The organism is Rhodococcus sp. 06-418-5, from assembly GCF_002258285.1.
Taxonomy (GTDB): Bacteria; Actinomycetota; Actinomycetes; order Mycobacteriales; family Mycobacteriaceae; genus Rhodococcoides.
This window is the reverse complement of record NZ_NOYE01000027.1, coordinates 1-18169: the sequence shown is the minus strand read 5'-3', so window position 1 is coordinate 18169 and position 18169 is coordinate 1. Positions and strand designations below refer to the sequence as shown.

General features: G+C 64.5%; 21 protein-coding genes. 10 read left to right on the top strand and 11 right to left on the bottom strand.

The window, feature by feature from the left end:
• Window positions 1-56 precede the first annotated feature (56 nt).
• Window positions 57-1175 (top strand): acyl-CoA dehydrogenase family protein, encoded by a 1119-nt coding sequence (locus CH274_RS20710; protein WP_032397437.1) that lies wholly within the window; start codon window positions 57-59, stop codon window positions 1173-1175.
• A 3-nt stretch (window positions 1176-1178) separates the two neighbouring features.
• On the opposite strand, the gene CH274_RS20705 is transcribed toward CH274_RS20710, so the two are convergent.
• Complete coding sequence (locus CH274_RS20705; protein ID WP_094658829.1) at window positions 1179-1781, bottom strand: ribulose 1,5-bisphosphate carboxylase large subunit; 603 nt, start codon at window positions 1779-1781, stop codon at window positions 1179-1181.
• 54 nt (window positions 1782-1835) lie between these two features.
• Here CH274_RS20705 and CH274_RS20700 point away from each other — a divergent pair, with 54 nt between their 5' ends.
• The 3 genes from CH274_RS20700 (at window position 1836) to CH274_RS20690 (ending at window position 4266) form a co-directional block, all read left to right on the top strand.
• The gene (locus CH274_RS20700; protein ID WP_094658827.1) at window positions 1836-3020 is read left to right on the top strand and encodes an NAD(P)H-binding protein; all 1185 of its coding nucleotides are present in this window, start codon (window positions 1836-1838) and stop codon (window positions 3018-3020) included.
• Window positions 3020-3730, top strand: coding sequence for a CPBP family intramembrane glutamic endopeptidase (locus CH274_RS20695; protein WP_032397434.1), 711 nt, complete (start codon window positions 3020-3022; stop codon window positions 3728-3730). The genes CH274_RS20700 and CH274_RS20695 overlap by 1 nt, the downstream gene beginning before the upstream one ends.
• Before the next feature lie 98 nt (window positions 3731-3828).
• A complete protein-coding gene (locus CH274_RS20690; protein ID WP_032397433.1) occupies window positions 3829-4266 on the top strand; it encodes an Lrp/AsnC family transcriptional regulator in 438 nt (145 codons plus the stop codon).
• Here CH274_RS20690 and CH274_RS20685 read toward each other — a convergent pair.
• Window positions 4238-6952 carry a molybdopterin-dependent oxidoreductase gene (locus tag CH274_RS20685; RefSeq protein ID WP_094658825.1) on the bottom strand — a complete coding sequence of 905 codons (2715 nt, stop codon included), beginning with the start codon at window positions 6950-6952 and terminating at the stop codon, window positions 4238-4240. The two genes, CH274_RS20690 and CH274_RS20685, sit on opposite strands and share 29 nt — an antisense overlap.
• Window positions 6949-7761: an FAD binding domain-containing protein gene (locus CH274_RS20680; protein ID WP_032397431.1), complete on the bottom strand. Its 813-nt coding sequence runs from the start codon at window positions 7759-7761 to the stop codon at window positions 6949-6951. Before CH274_RS20680 ends, CH274_RS20685 begins: the two co-directional genes overlap by 4 nt.
• Window positions 7762-7977: 216 nt before the next feature.
• Between CH274_RS20680 and CH274_RS20675 the strand changes: the two genes are divergently transcribed.
• A complete protein-coding gene (locus CH274_RS20675) occupies window positions 7978-9546 on the top strand; it encodes a PucR family transcriptional regulator (protein ID WP_094658823.1) in 1569 nt (522 codons plus the stop codon).
• A 9-nt stretch (window positions 9547-9555) separates the two neighbouring features.
• Window positions 9556-10188, top strand: a complete 633-nt coding sequence (locus tag CH274_RS20670; RefSeq protein ID WP_094658821.1) for a DUF2461 domain-containing protein — start codon at window positions 9556-9558, stop codon at window positions 10186-10188.
• A 10-nt stretch (window positions 10189-10198) separates the two neighbouring features.
• Here CH274_RS20670 and pucL read toward each other — a convergent pair whose 3' ends face one another.
• Genes pucL through uraD (CH274_RS20650) form a run of 4 tightly spaced genes read right to left on the bottom strand, consistent with a single transcriptional unit; the run spans window position 10199 to window position 13862 of the window.
• Window positions 10199-11119 (bottom strand): factor-independent urate hydroxylase, encoded by a 921-nt coding sequence (gene pucL / locus CH274_RS20665; RefSeq protein ID WP_094658820.1) that lies wholly within the window; start codon window positions 11117-11119, stop codon window positions 10199-10201.
• Between the two features lies 1 nt (window position 11120).
• Window positions 11121-11447 carry a hydroxyisourate hydrolase gene (gene uraH, locus CH274_RS20660; protein WP_032397427.1) on the bottom strand — a complete coding sequence of 109 codons (327 nt, stop codon included), beginning with the start codon at window positions 11445-11447 and terminating at the stop codon, window positions 11121-11123.
• Window positions 11444-11947, bottom strand: a complete 504-nt coding sequence (gene uraD, locus CH274_RS20655; RefSeq protein ID WP_032397426.1) for a 2-oxo-4-hydroxy-4-carboxy-5-ureidoimidazoline decarboxylase — start codon at window positions 11945-11947, stop codon at window positions 11444-11446. Before uraD (CH274_RS20655) ends, uraH begins: the two co-directional genes overlap by 4 nt.
• A gap of 10 nt (window positions 11948-11957) precedes the next feature.
• Complete coding sequence (uraD, locus tag CH274_RS20650; RefSeq protein WP_045195792.1) at window positions 11958-13862, bottom strand: 2-oxo-4-hydroxy-4-carboxy-5-ureidoimidazoline decarboxylase; 1905 nt, start codon at window positions 13860-13862, stop codon at window positions 11958-11960.
• A 175-nt stretch (window positions 13863-14037) separates the two neighbouring features.
• Here uraD (CH274_RS20650) and CH274_RS20645 point away from each other — a divergent pair, with 175 nt between their 5' ends.
• Complete coding sequence (locus CH274_RS20645) at window positions 14038-14574, top strand: nucleotidyltransferase family protein (RefSeq protein WP_094658855.1); 537 nt, start codon at window positions 14038-14040, stop codon at window positions 14572-14574.
• On the opposite strand, the gene CH274_RS20640 is transcribed toward CH274_RS20645, so the two are convergent.
• Window positions 14565-15089: an alpha/beta fold hydrolase gene (locus CH274_RS20640; RefSeq protein WP_094658818.1), complete on the bottom strand. Its 525-nt coding sequence runs from the start codon at window positions 15087-15089 to the stop codon at window positions 14565-14567. The two genes, CH274_RS20645 and CH274_RS20640, sit on opposite strands and share 10 nt — an antisense overlap.
• A 168-nt stretch (window positions 15090-15257) precedes the next feature.
• On the opposite strand from CH274_RS20640, the gene CH274_RS20635 reads away from it, so the two are divergent.
• From CH274_RS20635 to CH274_RS20625, 3 genes are read left to right on the top strand one after another with little or no spacing between them, the layout of a single operon-like run.
• Window positions 15258-15659, top strand: coding sequence for a VOC family protein (locus CH274_RS20635; protein WP_094628578.1), 402 nt, complete (start codon window positions 15258-15260; stop codon window positions 15657-15659).
• 29 nt (window positions 15660-15688) lie between these two features.
• Complete coding sequence (locus CH274_RS20630) at window positions 15689-16312, top strand: class I SAM-dependent DNA methyltransferase (protein WP_094658854.1); 624 nt, start codon at window positions 15689-15691, stop codon at window positions 16310-16312.
• Window positions 16312-16878 carry an AAA family ATPase gene (locus CH274_RS20625; RefSeq protein ID WP_094658853.1) on the top strand — a complete coding sequence of 189 codons (567 nt, stop codon included), beginning with the start codon at window positions 16312-16314 and terminating at the stop codon, window positions 16876-16878. The genes CH274_RS20630 and CH274_RS20625 overlap by 1 nt, the downstream gene beginning before the upstream one ends.
• Before the next feature lie 13 nt (window positions 16879-16891).
• On the opposite strand, the gene CH274_RS20620 is transcribed toward CH274_RS20625, so the two are convergent.
• The 3 genes from CH274_RS20620 to CH274_RS28930 form a co-directional block, all read right to left on the bottom strand.
• Window positions 16892-17578: a haloacid dehalogenase type II gene (locus CH274_RS20620; RefSeq protein ID WP_094658816.1), complete on the bottom strand. Its 687-nt coding sequence runs from the start codon at window positions 17576-17578 to the stop codon at window positions 16892-16894.
• On the bottom strand, window positions 17575-18000 hold the full coding sequence (locus tag CH274_RS20615; protein WP_094658814.1) for a DUF1707 SHOCT-like domain-containing protein: 426 nt from the start codon (window positions 17998-18000) through the stop codon (window positions 17575-17577). Before CH274_RS20615 ends, CH274_RS20620 begins: the two co-directional genes overlap by 4 nt.
• Window positions 18001-18066: 66 nt before the next feature.
• A partial coding sequence (locus CH274_RS28930) for a biotin/lipoyl-containing protein (RefSeq protein WP_141215328.1) occupies window positions 18067-18169 on the bottom strand: 103 nt, incomplete at its 5' end.

Sequence of the window (18169 nt, the reverse complement as noted above, 5' to 3'; positions counted from 1 at the left end):
CGTAGACGCAATCAATCAGTGGCACACAATCGATTAGTGACACAAGGAGAAGAACTGTGACTGGATTAATGGTGCGCGAAAGGGAAACCCTCGAGAAGTACATGCCGGGTTTGATGCACTATCTGGACACAACCCCGCTGGATCGACTCGAGTCGCGTGAGTCGGACGCGATCGACAAGTTTCGAGAATTCGGTGGCACCGGTTTGGTGGTTCCGACCGAACTCGGGGGTCTCGGTGCTCCGGCCATCGACGCGGTCCGGGCGCAGCGGGCCATCGGGTCGCGGTCGCCCTCTCTGGGTGCGGGAACCACGATGCACCATCTCTCGGTCGCCTCGCTGACGGAATTCGCTCGCGGTGCCACCGAGGACGACCGTGCCTTGATCAAGGGACTGGTCGAACAGAAGGCGATCGTCGCCTCCGGATTCTCGGAGGGCGTGACCGGCGGGAGTGTGTTCATCCCGACGATGACCGCGGTGAAGAAGGGCGAGAACTACATCGTCAACGGCAGCAAGAAGCCGTGCAGCCTGGCACGATCGATGGATCTGCTGACCTGCAGCGTGGAGATCGACTCCGGCGACCGTGCCGTCGCCCTGATCCCGGCAAGTCTCCCGGGAATGAGCGTGAAGCCGTTCTGGACCACCGACATCCTGGCCGGCGCGCAGAGCGAAGAGGTCCTGCTCGAGGACGTCGAAGTGCCTGCCAGTCTGGTTCTGCCGAACAAGGACGACGACCCCGACGGCGTGCACGAGATGACCGGATACCTCTGGTTCGGCATGCTGATCTCGGCCAACTACATCGGTGCAGCGACGTCTCTGCTCGAGCGCATGATCGAGCAGGACAAAGGCGACTACGAGGGATACGCTCGCGCGGCGGCCGAACTGGAGACGTCGATGGCGGCGATCGAGAACGTGGCCCGCGCCTTCGACGAAGGTGAACGCGGGCAGGACATCTCGGTGAGGTTGTTGTTCAACCGCATCGCCGTTCGCGACGCTCTGGTGCGGGGCAGTTCCGCTGCGGTCGAATCGTTGGGCGGGATCGGCTTCATCAAGTCACCCGAAATCGCTTATGTCGCAGCGGCATTGCACGCCTTTGCTTTTCATCCGCCGTCACGGCGATCGATCTCGGAGACCCTCGCCCGGTTCCACGCAGGCGAAGAGTTCGCCTTCGTCAAGTAGGGGTCAGTCCTCGAATCGCTCTTCGTCGGCCAGCTTGTCCTCGCCGCGGTTTCGGAAGAACTTGAATCCGGGGATTCCGATGACCGCGCGCCGGACGTCCTTGGTGACTCCGAGCAGCTCGTGAATCTCGGGGGACACCGTGTCGAGGGTGGCGAGGATGGGAAGCAGCGCTTCCATGTGAGCGAGGAGTCCAGGCAGCTGATCGACCATGGCGATCGCTGCGTCGACTTCCTCCTCCGAGAGGTTGTCGACGAACTTGCGGGCCATGGGTTCGGATTTCTTGGCGATGGGATCGAACAACTCGATCAGTTCGAGCGCGGTGTGCGAGGCGACCGATGCCGAGGCGACCACGTCGTCCGCGGCACCGGTTGTCCGCTGCACGCTGGCGACCACGGCGTCGGCGGAGTCGATCACGTGATCGATGCGTGTCATCAACATCTCAATACGCGTCAGCAGTGCTTCGATTCGGCCGGGGAGGGTAACCGCGAAAGCGGTCGTGGTGAGCATCCAGCCCGCTCCGGCCCGCGCTACCGCGACTCCGCGCCGGAGCACCGTTTCGGTACCGAGGGGATCGGGGAGAACCACGCCTGCCAAGACCAGAGCCATAGGAGCGACAATGCCACACCGACACCACGCCCCGAGTGCCGTTAGCCTCGACGCATGAGAGCTCTCGTCACCGGTGCCAGCGGATACATCGGGTCGCGGTTGGTGGCAGCGCTGCTGGCCGACGATGCCGACGTCGTCGTCGGCTCCCGAACGCCGGACAACCTGCGGACCTTCGACTTCTTCGACTCCGTCACCGCAGTCTCGCTCGACGTCACCGACGAACGGTCCTGCGCGGCCGCGTTCGCGGAATCCGGTGACATCGATGTCGCCTACTACCTCGTTCACGCCATCGGCGAGTCGGATTACCGCGCGCAGGACCGACGATCCGCCGAGCAGTTCGCAGCCGCGGCCGCCCGTGCGGGAGTACGCCGAATCGTCTACCTCGGCGGTTTCGTACCCGACGACGACCATCTGTCGGAGCACCTCGCGAGCCGGGCGGACGTCGGCGAGGCACTGACGGTGGACGGCGTCGAGCTGGTCTGGCTCAGAGCGGCCATCGTCCTCGGTGCCGGCTCGACGTCGTACGAGATGTTGCGTTACCTCGCGGACCGCTTGCCGGTGCTGCCGCTGCCGAGTTGGCTGGCCGAGCCCGTGCAGCCCATCGCCGTCGACGACGTGCTGCACTACCTGGTGGCGTCCGCCGACGCCGAGACGGTTCCGGCGGGCTCCTACGACATCGGTGGGCCGGATGTGGTGCCGTATCGAGATCTGGTGTTCGCGTACGTCGAGGCTGCCGGTCTCCAGCGCATCGGCGTTCCGGTGCCGCTGGTGCCGACCTCGCTCGCAGGAAAGGTGATCGGAAAGATCATTCCGGTTCCCGCCGGACTCGCCGAGGATCTCGTCGGATCACTGCACAACACGATGACGACGTCCGAGAGTCGGATTCGCGAGCTCGTTCCCGACCCTCCCCGAGGTCTCACCACGATTGCCGACGCCATGGCCCGTAGTGTGCGGGGAATGGTGGGTGACCCTCCCGGTGTGTGCGCCCTGAAGGATCCGCTTCGGTTGGCGAACACCGACGCGGCGTGGAGCGGCGGTGACGCCCTGGGGATCAGGCGTCGCGGTGTCGCGGCGTCGTCGGACCGCACGTGGGGGTTGATCGAAGCCCTCGGTGGGCGTCGACTGCTGTACTCGAAGCCCGTTGCGGCGGCGGTGCGGACCAATCTCGACGTGATGGCCGACGTGAATCGACGCGCGAGGTCGGTCGTGCGCCGACTGACCGATACCGAGGAGGCGTGATGGGAACGTGGTCCACGACCGCGCTCAACGTGATGAAGTCCGCTCTGGTCGACCCGGTCGAGCGCGATCACAAGGAGTCCGACGCAGCGTTCCGCAAGCGGAGAATCATCGTGCTGATCACACTGGTGATCGGTGCAACGGTGCTCTATTTCTCGCTCAAGGTCGAGCCGGGCGATCCGGCGTTCTACGCACTGACCCTGGTGTTGGCGGCGGTGTGGACGATAGGTGGATTCCTCTCGGGCCCATTGCATCTCGGACGCATCCAGGTCGGGGGATCGATCAGGCGACCGATCGTCACACCCATCCTGATCGGCCTCGCCGTCGGTGGGGTGTTCATGCTCGGCGGACTCGTCGTTCGGCAGATACCGCCGCTCGCCGACTTCACCGAGAACGTACTGGCGCACGCTCGGGTGGGTTCGCTGGTGCTCATCGTGTTCATCGCGCTGCTCAACGGCGTCGCCGAGGAGATCTTCTTCCGAGGAGCGTTGTACGCGGCCATCGGCGTCAGGCATCCGGTCATCATCTCGACGGTCGTCTACGCGATCGCCACCCTCGCCTCGGGCAACCCGATGCTCGGCTTCGCCGCGGTACTTCTGGGGTACGTGATGGGACTGCAGCGGCGTGCGTCCGGCGGAATTCTGGCGCCGATCCTGACGCACGTCAGTTGGTCGGCGGTCATGGTTCTCGCCCTACCGCCGCTCTTCGTGTGACCTCTGCCGGACGATCGAAAAGAGGCACAAGCACCGATTCGACCAGCGATAACGGATCTGGCCGCTGATTCGTTCGGGATCTGGGCTACATTGCGCAGGTGAGTGAAAATCTCGATCGCGTCGATCGTTTGATCATCGACGAGCTTGTCTCCGACGGACGCGCCACTCTGGCGACGTTGGCGGAGAAGGCTTCGCTGTCCGTCTCGGCCGTTCAATCCAGAGTCAGGCGGCTGGAGTCCCGACGCGTGATCCGTGGGTACACGGCGCAGGTCGACCCGGAGGCCCTCGGTCGGCCGCTGTCGGCGTTCGTGGCCATCACTCCGATCGATCCCGCGCAACCGGACGATGCCCCCGCCAGGTTGAAGCATCTGTCGGCCATCGAGTCGTGCCACTCGGTTGCCGGTGAGGAAAGCTACGTCCTGCTGGTACGCGTCGAGTCGCCGAGGGCGCTCGAGCGTCTGCTGCAGGAGATCCGAGCAACCGCCAACGTGCGGACACGCAGCACGATCATTCTGCAGACCTTCTACGACCGCTGACCGCACGCCACACCCGGTCCGACGACATGGGCAGGTCGTACAGTCGGGCACCGACGGCGTCACGGATCGCGTTGGCCAGAGCCGGTGCCACGGGGTTGTACGGAGACTCGCTCATCGACTTGGCACCGAAGGGACCCAGACGGTCGTAGGTGTCGGCGAACAGTACCTCGGTGCGGGGAATGTCCGCGAACTGCGGAACGTGATAGCTGCGAATTGAATCGGTGGTGACCAGACCGGCACCGTCGGTACGAATCTCCTCGTACAGTGCGCTCCCGATCGCCTGGGCGACGCCACCCTCGACCTGTCCACGGCACTGCTGCGGGTTCATCACGGTTCCTGCGTCCGCGCTCTGCACCGACTGCAGTATTTTCACGGTACCGGTGTCCTCGTGCACCGCCACCCGGAACGCGTGCACGTTGAACGCGAGCGAACGCGGCAGCCCACCACTGTTGCCCGCGGTCACGAGGGTGCCTCCTGCCATCGTCAGAACGTCGTCGAGGGTGACGAAGCGATCTCCGCAGCGCACCCCCTCCGGTCCGAGTGTGCAGTCCGAATTCCGGTGTCCGGTCGCGGCGGCGGCCAACTCGAGGATCCGAGTCGACATCGCGCGAACCGCCGCGTACAGGGCCTTGCCCGCCACCACGGTGCCCGCCGAACCGAATGCGCCCGTGTCGTACGTGACCGAGTCGGTGTCGGATTGATCGACTCCGATGCGGTCGACGGACGTGCCCAGCTCACTCGCCGCGATCTGAGTGTGGACGGTGGTGGTGCCGTTGCCGAATTCTGCAGTCCCGACCCGTATCTCGTACCGACCCTCGGGCAGCAATGCCACCGAGGTCTCGGCGCGGTGACCGCGCGGCGGAATGGTCGCGATCATGGCCACCGCCATCCCTTCGCCGACCTTCCATCCCGCCGGTGCGTGCTCGCCGTTGCCGCGTCGCAGAGCGGCTTCGGCCAGATCGATGCACTGGTCGAGGCCGTAGCTGCCGAACTGCAGATCGTCCGCCTCGTGGTGGGCGGCGACGATGTCGTCGCCGGGGACGATCACGTTGCGCCTGCGGAACTCGAACGGATCGATGTCGATCTCTCGGGCGAGATCGTCCATCGCCGATTCGATCGCGAACATCACCTGCCCCAATCCGTAACCGCGGAAGGCTCCGGACGGAATGTTGTTGGTGTACACGGTTTTCGCGTCGACCCGCTTGTTGGCGCACCGGTAGATCGCCACCGACTCGCCGCAGCCGTGGAACATCACACCGGCACTGTGGTTCCCGTAGGCACCGGCGTCGGTGAGGACGTCGATCGACAGGGCCGTCAGGATACCGTCGGCGCTCGCGGCGGCGGTGACGTCGACACGGAACGGGTGACGACACGGCGACACGGTGAACTCGTCCGTGCGCGTGAACTCGAACTGCACCGGTCTACCGGTACGCAGTACCGCCAGCGCCACCACGTCCTCGGTGAGCAACTCCTGCTTGCCGCCGAATCCGCCGCCGACGCGCGCGGTGAACACGCGGACGCGATCGCGTGCCAAGCCGAAGATCTCGCAGATCTCGTCTCGCACCAGAAACGGAACCTGAGTGCTGGTGCGCAGATTCAGCTTTCCGGTCTCGTCCAACCAGCCGATGGTGCCGTGGGTTTCCAGGTGCACGTGCTGAATCCGCTGAGTGGTCCAGCGGCCGGTGACCACCGCAGCTGCGTCGCGGACGCCCGCGTCGACGTCCCCGGTACTGCCGTGCAGCTCGGCCACCAGATTGCGCGACGGATCCGCGATCCGAGCCGTCGCGTCCTTGTCGCCGTGGATCTTCGGAGCATCGTGGGCGAGCGCGGACTCCGGATCGAACACTGCGGGCAGCACGTCGTACTCGACGACGAGAGCGCGGCACCCTTCCTCGGCTGCCGCGACCGATTCTGCTACCACGATCGCCACTCGCTGGCCGATGAAGCGCACGACGGTATCGAGAACGTGGGTGTCGTCCGGATCGTCGACGCGGCGGTCGTGTCGGGCCGTCGAGAACGCGGTTCTCGGACTGTCTTTCGCAGTCAGGATCAACTCGACGCCCGGCACCTGCTCGGCCGCGCTGGTATCGATGGACACGATCCGGGCATGTGCATGTGGACTTCCGAGAACACTGGCGTGCAGCAATCCGGGAGGGGTGTGGTCGAGTGTGTACGGCTCGGTTCCGGTGACGATGCGGGTACTTGCCGGTGCCGCGAGGGACCGTCCACACGCCGGACCGTCGACGGACTTCTCGGTGTTGACCACTCCGCAGACCGCGTCGGACACGGCGCGATACCCGGTGCAGCGACACAGGTTTCCCTTCAGTCGTTCGGGAAGCTCGTCCAGATCGCCCTCGGTCAGCGTCGAGGCCGTGACGATCATTCCCGCAGTGCAGAACCCACATTGGAATCCGGCGGCTTCGACGAACCGGCTCTGCATCGGATGGAGATCGTCCGGTGTACCGAGCCCCGCAACGGTGGTGACGGACCGGTTCGCTGCACGGAACGCGGGGAAGATGCACGAATGCACCGGTTCACCGTCGACGAGAACCGAACATGCGCCGCAGTCGCCCGCGTCGCACCCCTTCTTCACCTCGAAGTGGTCGTGTTCACGGAGCATGGTGCGCAGACACTGACCTGGCCGTGGAGTGACATCGGTCGGCACACCGTTGATGTCTACGATCATGACAACTCCTCGCGAATCTGCTGCGCTGCAGTGCAACTGATGTGACGCCGCCAGTCCGGAGCCCCGTGGGGGTCGTCGTACCAGTGCTGGGGACCGATGGTGGCGGCGAGCGCGTCGTCGAGCTCGCCCGCCGTCGGCAGGGCCGGGAAGCGCAGAACGAACGGACGGACGGTCGACGCGCTGACGGTCAGAACGAACTCGCCGCCCTCGTCGACCCGCCCGATCACCACGGCCGCCGATCGGCCGAGCGGTGACAGCGCGAGCTTGCGCATCGCCGTTCGCGACTGGAGAGCGTGCAGTGGAACATCGATACTGCGCAGCACGTCTCCCGGTCGGAGGGCATTGGCGTGCGGGCCCGTGACCAGGTCTGCGATCGCGATGCGATAGTCGTGATCGGGGCCATCGCCCGACCACACCTGCCCGACGCCGTCGAGGGCTGCGGTCAACGAGATCATCGCTCCGGCAGGAAGAGCCAGCGCGATGTTGCCGCCGACGGTGGCGGTCTTCCAGATCTTGAACGAGGCCAACAATGCTGCTGCGCAGCGGGGAAACAGCGCGGTGGCCGGCCACGGAGAGGTGTAGCGTGCCAGCGTCTCGATGGTGCACGTCGCGGCGATCGAGAGCCCGGTCTCGGTGACTGTCAACGGCTCCCAGCCCAAGGCGGTGATGTCGACGAGGGTGGCCAGATGGTCCTGCTTCTCCGAGAACAGCCAGGTACCTCCCGCGAGGACCGCAGTGTCCACACGTCCTGGCGGAAGGTCCGCGCGGGAGCCGGGAAGCACGATGTCGTCGACAGTACCGAGATCCATGGTCGTCGTTCACCCCTCGTCCTCGCCGGCGGATCCTCCACGCCGGCAGATCCACCAGCCGATGTGTTCTCTCGAACTGTAATGAGTATCTGTTACCGATCTTCGGTCGTTCGGCGATACGCCCGAAACCCGGTGGAAACAACCCACACATACTGTTTCTTCCTACGCGCTCGGCTGTTTCGGGCACGCTCAGCGAGGGCCGGGGGAGGAACCGCAGTGCAGGTCGAGGACTTGCTGGACGCCGCGCAGCTCGGCATTCGATTGCTCACCTCCGATACCGACGCACTGGGTCGGACGTTGCGATGGACGTACACGACGGATCTGCCCGACCCGTCGCGCTACATCGCGGGTGGCGAGCTGGTCATCACCGGTCTCGTATGGCATCGAACGCCCGCGGACAGTGAGATGTTCGTCCGGGCCGTCACCGAATCGGGAGCGTCGGCACTGGCCGCCGGTGAAGGGCTTCTCGGCCACGTCCCACCCGATCTGATCGACGCCTGCGAGCGGCACGGTCTACCGCTGCTCGCAATACCCGAGGCCGTGTCGTTCGGGGAGGTGACCGAGTTCCTCGTCGGCCGTGTCACCGGAGACCGCATAGCCATGCTGAACACCTCGCTCGTCCGGCAACGTCAGCTGCTCACGGCGATCGCGGACGGCAGAGCGCTCGACGAGTTGGCGTTGCACACCTCCAGGGAGACCGGGATGGCGTGTCTGATCTTCACCGCGACCGGACGTCGGCTGGTCGCCGAGGTCTCGGCGTTCTCCGATGCCGACGTGGACACGCTGACGCACGCCGCGCTGTCCTCCGAAAGGCTCCCCACGACAACCACTCTCGGTGACGGCGATGTGTACAGCATCTTCGGCATCGGACCGTCGCTCGTGCAGCGGACCACGCGATGGTTCCTCGCAGTGGCCGGAGACATGGCGACGTTCCCACCCGCCATCTCCGATGCGTTCGGTCAGCTCGCGGCGATCGCCGCGCTCGATCGTGCTCGACGCGAGGAGGGACGGCTGGTCCGTCGTGAAATCGCCGACCAGGCAGTGGCGTTGATCGAGGCCGACAGCACCAGACCCGAAGCCATGACGCGGCTGCGCCAGGCAGGAGTCGACCCGGACCGCTCGCTGGTGGTCGTCAGGGTCGTCCACAGCGGACGGATCGACCTGCGCGAGATGCTGCGCACGGTTCTGAGCGACACCCTGACCTCCTTCGGCGGCGGGTGCGTCGGATGCAGCACGCACGGCGACATCGTCGCCGTCGTGAACACCGACGATCCGAGCTTCACGCACACACTGCGAACCCGATTGAGCCGCTTGGGCTCCGGCATCGGACACAGCCGTCTGCTCGTTGGCGTCAGTTCCGAAGCGACCGGGATCACCATCGACGGCGCGCTGCGATCGGCCCGCCACGCACTGGAAATGAGCAGGCAAGGGTCGAGCCCGGTGACCATCACCGCGGGTGCGCAACCGACATCGGCGGTGACGATGCTCTCGGCTCTGCCCGACGACGTGCGTCGGTCGTTCGTCGAACACGTTCTGGCGCCGCTGCTCGACTACGACCGGCGAACCGATGCCGGTCTGACCGATACCCTCCGCGAGTTCCTGGCCTCCGGCGGATCGTGGAACCGAACGGCCGAATCATTGCACGTACACCTGAACACCGTGCGGTACCGAATCAAGCGAGTCGAGGAGTTGCTGGGCCGCGATATGAGTTCCACCTCGGATCGGCTCGATGTCTATCTCGCGCTTCAATCCATCCCTCGTTCGTCGGCTACCGGGGCCGCATAGGATCGAACGATGACTGGCTTCACCGGAATACCCTTCGCGGCCCTGGACTTCTACGAGGACCTCGAAGCCGACAACAGCAAGCTCTGGTGGAACGAGCACAAGGATGTCTACGACAACGCGGTCAAGGGGCCGATGACGGCGTTGCTCGCGACACTCGAATCGGAGTTCGGTACCGCCAAGGTCTTCCGCCCCTACCGCGACGTTCGCTTCTCCAAGGACAAGACCCCGTACAAGACCCACCAGGGCGGCTTCGTCGCTCGCGGTGACAGTCTCGGCTTCTACGTGCAGATAGATCCCGCCGGATTGTTCGTTGCAGGCGGCTTCTACGACTCCTCGTCCGAGGGCGTTGCCCGCTACCGCCGCACCGTCGACGACGACGTCCGCGGAGCCGAACTCGAGCGGATACTGGCGACGCTGACCAAGGCCGGCTACGAGATCGGCGGCGACAAGCTCAAGACCAAGCCGCGGGGATACGAGCTCGACCACCCGCGCATCGACCTCTTGCGCCACAAGTCACTCACCGCGGGCAAGCATTTCGGCTCACCCGCGTGGCTCGAGACACCCAAGGCCGCGACGAAGGTGCGCGATGCCTGGCGAGCTCTCACCCCGTTGGTGGAATGGGCCGCGGCGCTGCACACATGAGCGCGGCACCCTATCCGACGACAGAGTATGTCCGCCAGGCACTTCCGGCGTCCGGGGCATCCTCGCGTTCGACGGTTGCCTGAATCAGACCGTACGGCCGATCGTCCGCGTTGAACACCTCGAGATTGTTCTCGATGCCGAACTTGCCCAGGTCGTAGACGAAGTGATGCTTGTTCGGTGCGGACATGGTGATCTCGGCGATGAACGGATACTTCTCCAGCACCGCCTCGCCCATGGCGTAGAGGGTCTGCTGGAGGGCCAGTGACTGCAAATTGGCGAACCGTTCGATCATCGCCGCCTTCACGCCCGCGTAGACGGCATCCCACTCGACGTCGGTGGTGGTGTATCGCCACTGCGCTGTCAACGATGTCGCCATCACCCGGTCGGTCGTGGGCTCGAGAATCGTCAGGTCGTCCTCGAGGAATCCGTGGAACTCCGAACCTGTCGACTTGAGAATCACCATCTCCTTGAAGCCGCTGATCACCCACGTCCGCTGCGCGTCACCCTTGCCCTCGACGGTCACCGCCGACGTACGGATCTCCTCGCCCTTGCGGGTCCACGTGTGATCGTGCTCGACGCCGTCGATCACCGCGCGAGCCCACGCGTACTCCTCGAGTTCGATGCGCGCACCCTCCACCGGCTCCACATCGTCGACGAAGTGGCGGGCCAGATCGAGGCCGTAACTCTCCAGGTGGAGCAATCCCTTGGTCTTCGCGTATGCGTACGCGGTCTGCTTCTGGGTGTCGGTGGGAAGCACATTGGATTGATCGCCCACCAGATGCGCGGGAGAGAAATCGCCACGCAGAGCGCTCGACACGTTGATGTCGTGGATCTCGTGCCGGGGCGAGTCCCGATAGATCCGCACTACGCGGTTCTCGGCCTTGCCGTACTGATTGGATCCGAGGACGATCTTTCCGGTCAGGTCGGTCATGTCAGCTCCCGCGATAGGTCGAATAAGCGAAGGGGGACAACAGCAATGGGACGTGGTAGTGGGCGTCGGGATCGGTGACGGTGAACGAGATGGACACCTCGGGATAGAAGCTCGGTGTTCTCGTCGCCTCGAAGTAGTCGCCGGTGTCGAACGACAGGCGGTACACGCCCGGATCGATCGGACCGGGCACGACCTCGCCGATGCGGCCGTCGCCATCGGTGGTGGCCGTGGAGATCTCGCCTTCCTCGGGATGGAACAACCGCACCCTCATCCCTACCGCAGGTGTCCCCGACGTCGCGTCGAGGACGTGCGTCGACAATCCCGTCACTGCTCGGGGCCCAGCATGCGGCCGAGGCGAATTCGATTGATCTTGGCCAGTTCCACGCGCAGCACCCGTCTTTCGGTTTCGGCATCGTTGTCGAGCCTCTCCTCGAGGATAGCGAGCAGTTCCTCCGCGGATCTGCCGGTGGCGCACACCAGGTAGACGTGACCGAACTTCTCCTCGTAGGAACGATTTCCCGCCGCCAACTTGTCGAGCACCTCGGTGCCCGCGCTCGTCACCGCGGCCTGCTCACGTTTCGACGACGGGTTGTCGGCCTTGCCTCCGATCCGAGGATGACCGTCGAGCGCATGGTCGATCTCCGCCTCGGGTAGTTCGGCCAACACCCGATCTGCTCTGTCCAACAGCATGTCTCGGCTGTCGAAGGGGCGACCGTGGGCGACTCGACGGGCCCAGATCGACGACGCGCAGCACTCGTAGAGCGCATGCATCGCCTGCCTGTCACTGAGCCGATTGAACCCGTCGAGCCCTATCCATTCGTGTAGCAACTCGCGCTCTCTATCTGAAATCGTTGATGCGACCGAACCGCGCGGCCGCGATCGGGTTGGCATCGGCCACGAGATCGTCGAACCGGTAGTTGGCGATCTTGGCAATCTCGATCATCGCGAACGACCGCTCGGCCGACGGTGCGTTCTCGACGCGAGACCAGCCGTTGGCCAGGACTCGATCGTAGCGTTCGGTCTCCCGCGCGCAGATCACCAGCGGGAAGCCGAAGTGTTCCCTGTACTCGGCGGCGAGTTGGACGATGTTGTTGTGTTCGTCCTCCTCGAGGTTGGACAGGCCGACGTGATCGGCCGCGTTGAGGGTGCCGGTGGCGTCCTCGCTGCCGAGATCGGGGTAGCTGTTGATCAGCTCGATCTGTTCCTCGGTGGTGCCGGCCAACAGTGCCTCCTGGAAGGCCTCGCGCAGACCGTGCGCATCGGCGAAAGGGCGCTGCTGGTAGGCGCGTTCGACCACCCACGGAGTGCCCTGCACCAGGCCGCCGAACGTGGCGGCGAAGTCCTCGGCGGACATCTCGTTGACCTTGTCGAGGGTGATGCCTTTACCCGGACCGCCTGCAACCGCCTGGCCGCGGTTGCCGATGTGGAAGAACAACACGTTGAGCACGATCGCGGACACCGCGCCGAGAACGATGCCGCTGCCGAACAACATCTCGAGCCAATCCGGCACGCCCTCGGAGACCGACGGTTGAATGGTCACCAGCATCGCCAGTCCGAGACTGGTGGCCACGATGATCAGGTTGCGATGATCGGTGAAGTCCACCTTCGACAGCGTCTGGATTCCGACCACGGCGACGGTCGCGAACAGCGCCAGCGCGGCACCACCGAGTACCGGTGGCGGGATGGACGCGACGACCGCCGCGGTCTTGGGCAGCAGGCCGAGCAGGATCATGATGCCGCCGGCCGCGGCGACGACCCACCGGCTGCGCACACCGGTCAGGCGCACCAGACCCACATTCTCCGAGAACGCCGTATACGGGAACGAGTTGAACGTACCGCCGATGACGGTGGCCACTCCGTCCGCCCGCAGAGTCGCTGCGATGTCGTCCTTCTTGATGCGCTTGCCGACGATCTCACCCGTCGCATACACACTGCCGGTGGTTTCGACGGCGATGATGAGCATGACGACGATCATCGAAATGATCGCGATGACACTGAATTTGGGTACTCCGAACAGGAAGGGTTGGGTGAAGCCGACCCACGATGCATCCGAGGTGCCGTCGAAGTTCATGTCTCCCAGCACGAATGCCACGGCGCTTCCGATCACGAGGCCGAGCAGCACGGCGATGGTGGCCATGAAGCCCTTGAAGAAACGTTGGATCAGCACGATGATCAGCAGCGTGCCGATCGCGTACGCCATCCACCGGCCGTTCGTCGGATCCTGCTCGTGCGTAGCGGGATTGGTCACCGCATCGTTGACGGCCACCGGGAGCAGCGCGACACCGATGATCGTGATGACGGTACCGGTCACCACCGGCGGGAAGAACCGCAGCAGCTTGCTGAAGTACGGAGCCATGAAGAAGGTGACGAGTCCGGCGACGATGACGGCACCGTAGACGTACAGCAACCCCTCGGTGCCGCCGCCGTTCGCCATCGCGATCGCGATCACCGGAGAGACACCGGCGAACGTCACACCCTGCAGCAGCGGGAGTCGAACGCCGACCTTCCAGAATCCGACCGATTGAATGATCGATGCGATGCCGCAGGTGAACAGATCCGCATTGATCAGGTGGATCAACTGTTCGTTGGTCAGTCCGATCGCGCTGCCGATGATGATCGGTACCAGGACAGCGCCTGCGTAGAACGCGACGACATGTTGGAACCCGTAGGCGGCAAGTTTCGGAACGGGAAGCACTTCGTCGACAGGATGGACACGTTTGCGTGTGGTGGGCTTGACGGACATGGGTGGGCACCTCGCGGAAGCAACAGGGCAGGATTCCTGCGACGCTGCAGGAGAAGTGCACTAAGAATCAGCCATCACGCCTATCCTCGCTAGTCGAGCGCGCACAAACTTCGGGGCGTACTCGACGTGGACGTTGTGCGAACATCCAAGACTCCACCGAACGGAGAAGGGAGCGATCGTGTCGGACCTGGCCGTCGGAGTGCTACTGGCCGCCGGTGCCGGAACGCGATACGGATCGCCCAAGGTTCTCGCCCACGACGGGCTGTGGTTGCGGACGGCGGTGCAGGCGCTGCGCGACGGTGGCTGTGATCGCGTGGTCGTGGTTCTCGGCGCAGCAGATGCGCCCATGCCCGACGGCGTGATCGCGGTGCACACGCCCCAGTGGAACCAGGGCATGAGCGCCTCCTTCACCGCCGGTTTGGCGGCGACGGCGGACGCGGAGTACGCGGTTGTGCACGTGGTCGACACCCCGGACGTCGGAGCCGAGGTGGTTCGGGCAGTACTCGGTGCAGCGCGGGAAACCGGTCTCGCCAGGGCCGTGTTCGACGGCCGTCCCGGCCATCCTGTCGTTCTGGCGCGTCGACACGTGGACGCAGCCGTGGCATCGGCATCGGGAGACTCCGGTGCCCGAGACTTCCTGAGGGGAAGAGACGACGTCGTTGCCGTCGAATGTTCGTACTGGGCAACGGGAATCGATCACGACTATCGGTGAGCGCCCGGTCGGAGGATTCGAGCGGCAACGGCGTCGATCATGCCGTCGAACTGATGACCACCGGTCGGGAACTCGACCACCGTCGCCGACGGGAGAGCCTTCGAGTTCAGCGCCAGGTGAGAAATGGGAACCACGTCGTCGTCCCGGCAGTGGAGGAGTGTCAGGTCGGTCTCGGGCTCCTGGGTGGTGAACGCGTAGTCGGCGACGTCCCACCCACGCGGCGTCCAGTCCGGCATTGCCAACAGAGTGGCTCGCAGGGGTCGCTCCCGGCGATGTTCTGCCAAGACCCTGACGAGGATCGATGCGCCGAAAGAATGCGCAATCACCGCATCGTCGGGTCCGAGCCGGTCCAGGTGCTGCCGAACCGGTTCGGCCCAGTCCTCGAAACCCATCGCGGTGTCGGGCAGCTCCGGCATCCGAGGGTCGAGGCGCAGAGCCTGCGCAAGCCCGTTGGCCAGCGGTGCGTCGTCGACGAATCCGCCGGCACCGTGAACGAACAGAAGTCGGCCGACCATGCTGTGGTCCTTTCCTCGGCGATGCTGTCATCGGAGATGACCGAACTGCGGCCGTGAATTCACCGGTTGACTCGGATTCGGGGTCCGTGCGAGCATCGGCGGCAGCGTCGCGTGTCGATGACGGACTGCGTCAGGCATGGAGGCGTCGTACTGCCCAGGAGGCAGCGCATGTCCATTTCGTTCGATCACACCATCATCGTGGCGAAGAACAGTTCCGACTCTGCGGCGTTCTTTCGCACGCTGTTCGCTCTGCCGGAGGCACCGTCGTGGGGGCCGTTCGTCAACGTGCAACTCACCGACGGCACGCTCGTTCAATTCGCCGAGCCTCCCTTCGACGATATTCAGTTCCAGCACTACGCCTTTCGAGTCAGCGACGATCTGTTCGATGCGGCCTACGCCAGGCTTGTCGACCAGGGCGTCGAGCACTGGGCCGATCCTCGGATGACCGAACCCGGCACTGTCAACACCGGGCACGGTGGCCGCGGAGTGTACTTTCGCGACCCGACCGGTCACTTCTTCGAGATGCTGACGCACTCGTACCTGCCGACGCCGGGTGAGCCGGTACCGTAGCCACCGTGGCCGAGCACCAGCATGTTTCGATGACGAGATCTGCCTACGACACCGTCGCCGAAAGCTACGCCGACCTCGTCCGCGACGAGCTCGACGGCCGACATCTCGAGCACGGATTGTTGGCGACATTCGCGGCCCGGGTACCGAGCGGGTCCGTTCTGGAGGTGGGCTGCGGATCCGGCCGCGTCACCGCGGAGCTGCACCGCCTCGGCCTCGACGTAGCGGGAATGGATCTGTCGCCCAACATGATCGAGGTCGCTCGGCGCGAACATCCGCACCTGCGATTCGGTGTCGGATCCATGGAGGCGTTGGACGCGGGGGACAGCTCCGTCGCCGGGATCGTTGCCTGGTACTCGATCATCCACACCCCTCCGGCGCACCTGCCTGCCGTGTTCGCCGAACTGCATCGAGTGCTCATGCCCAACGGTCCACTGCTCTTGGCATTTCAGTCCGGCGACCAGCGAGTGCGGCTCGAACACGTCTACGGGCACTCGGTCTCCTACGACGCCTATCGACTCGACCCCGACGCAGTCGCGGGCATGCTCGTCGACGCGGACTTCGAGGTGGACGTGCGCGTGCATCGAGCCCCGATGGGGCACGAACCCACGCCTCAGGCGTATCTGTTGGCCCGCACACGAGCAACGCGGTCGTGATTTTCGGACCGGATGCTGCGCTGCCACATCGCCCTGCGCGAATCGTCGTCGCGGGAACATCCGGTTCCGGCAAGACCACGCTGGCCGCGCGCCTCGGGTGCCTGCTCGGTATCGAACACATCGAGATCGACAGCCTGTTCCACGGACCGAACTGGACACCGCGTCCGACCTTCGAGCACGACGTCGAGGAGTTCGTTGCACGTTCTTCGTGGGTCACCGAATGGCAGTACAGCATTGTTCGAGACCGTCTCGCCGACCGAGCCGAGCTGTTGCTGTGGCTCGACCTACCCCGTCGAACAATTATGCGGCAGGTGACAATTCGGACGCTACGCCGCAGGTTCGGTAGGCGTGAGCTGTGGAACGGGAACATCGAGCCGCCACTGCACCGCATCTTCCTCGACCGTGAACACATCATTCGATGGGCGTGGAACACCGATCGGTCGACCACCGAGCGGGTGCGGCAACTGGGTGTGCGCCGCCCAGAGCTGACGATTGTCCGCTTCCGGTCGCATCGGGACGTGGACGCGTGGATTGCGCGCCAGCTCATTCCTCTCGCGCGTCACTGAGCGGCAGGTGCGGTCAGCAGCCCAATTGTGTTGCCAGAGACTCGATCGAGTCGACGCTGTGGGTCCAGTCCGACTCCGCGGCGAGGTCGGCGGTCTGGCTCGGCCCGTGTTCGAGTGGACGGGCGACGAAGGCCGTAGCGAACCCGCAGTCGGCTGCTGCCACGAGATCACTGTTGTGGGCAGCGACCATCATGCATTCGCTCGGCTCCAGACCCAGAATCTCCGCGGTGCGGAGATACGCGTCGGGCATGGGCTTGTACGCCTGGACCGGTTCTGCACCGAGGATCGCGTCCCACGGCAGCCCAGCGTTCTTGGCCATGTCGAGAAGCAACGAGATATTGCCGTTGGAGAGTGGGGCGATGATGAAATCGGTCCGCAGTCTCGTGAGACCGGGCACCGAGTCCGGCCACGGATCCAATCGGTGCCACACGTTGTTCAAGGATGCGACGTCGGCGTCGTCGAGTTTAACGTCGAACTCCGACAGTACGACTCGAAGAGACTCTAGATGAAGTACGTCGAGCCGGGTGAACGGTCGACTACCCGACCTGACCTGTTCCATCGCCGGTTGATACAGGCTGCGCCAGCGGTCGGCGAATGCATGACTGTCCATGTCGGAACCACACAGAGATTCGACCTCACGGGCCACACTGGTGCGCCAATCGACCACCGTGCCGAACACATCGAACAGAAGCGCCTTCAACGATTCCTCTTCTTCTTCCTTTTCTCGTTCTTGGAATGGCCACCTGCCGACAGCACCGCACCCGCCAACGGAATGAGAAGGAAGAAGAGCCAGTTCTGATCGAAGTCGGTGAGGAAGAACAATGCCAGGGAACCGAATATCACCACCGGCATCACCACTGCACGCCAGTCGATACCGGTTCCGGCCGTTGCGGGAACGGGCGACGCCCCGGTCCGAGCAGGTGCCTGGGCCGTACCCGGCGTCGTGGGGAGATCGACGAATACTGTGTCGAGCTCCCCACGCGTCGTGGCCGAAGCGATAGTGGCACTGCGCTCGTCGAACTCGGGAACCGTGAGGCGACCCTCGCTGAAGTGCAGGCTCAGCGCGTCGAGCGCCTTTTCCCGATCAGCTGTACCGATACGAATTTCCGGAAGCTCGGACATTGCTACAGGGTAACGCCATCCAAGGCCCGGATTCGAGCCAAAATTCGCATCGCTACCGATATGTCGTTATTTGATCTCTGCGAGGACGGTGCCTTGGGTGATGGCGTCGCCTGCGGTGACGGTCAGGCCGGTGATGGTGCCTGCTTTGTGGGCGTTGACGGGGTTTTCC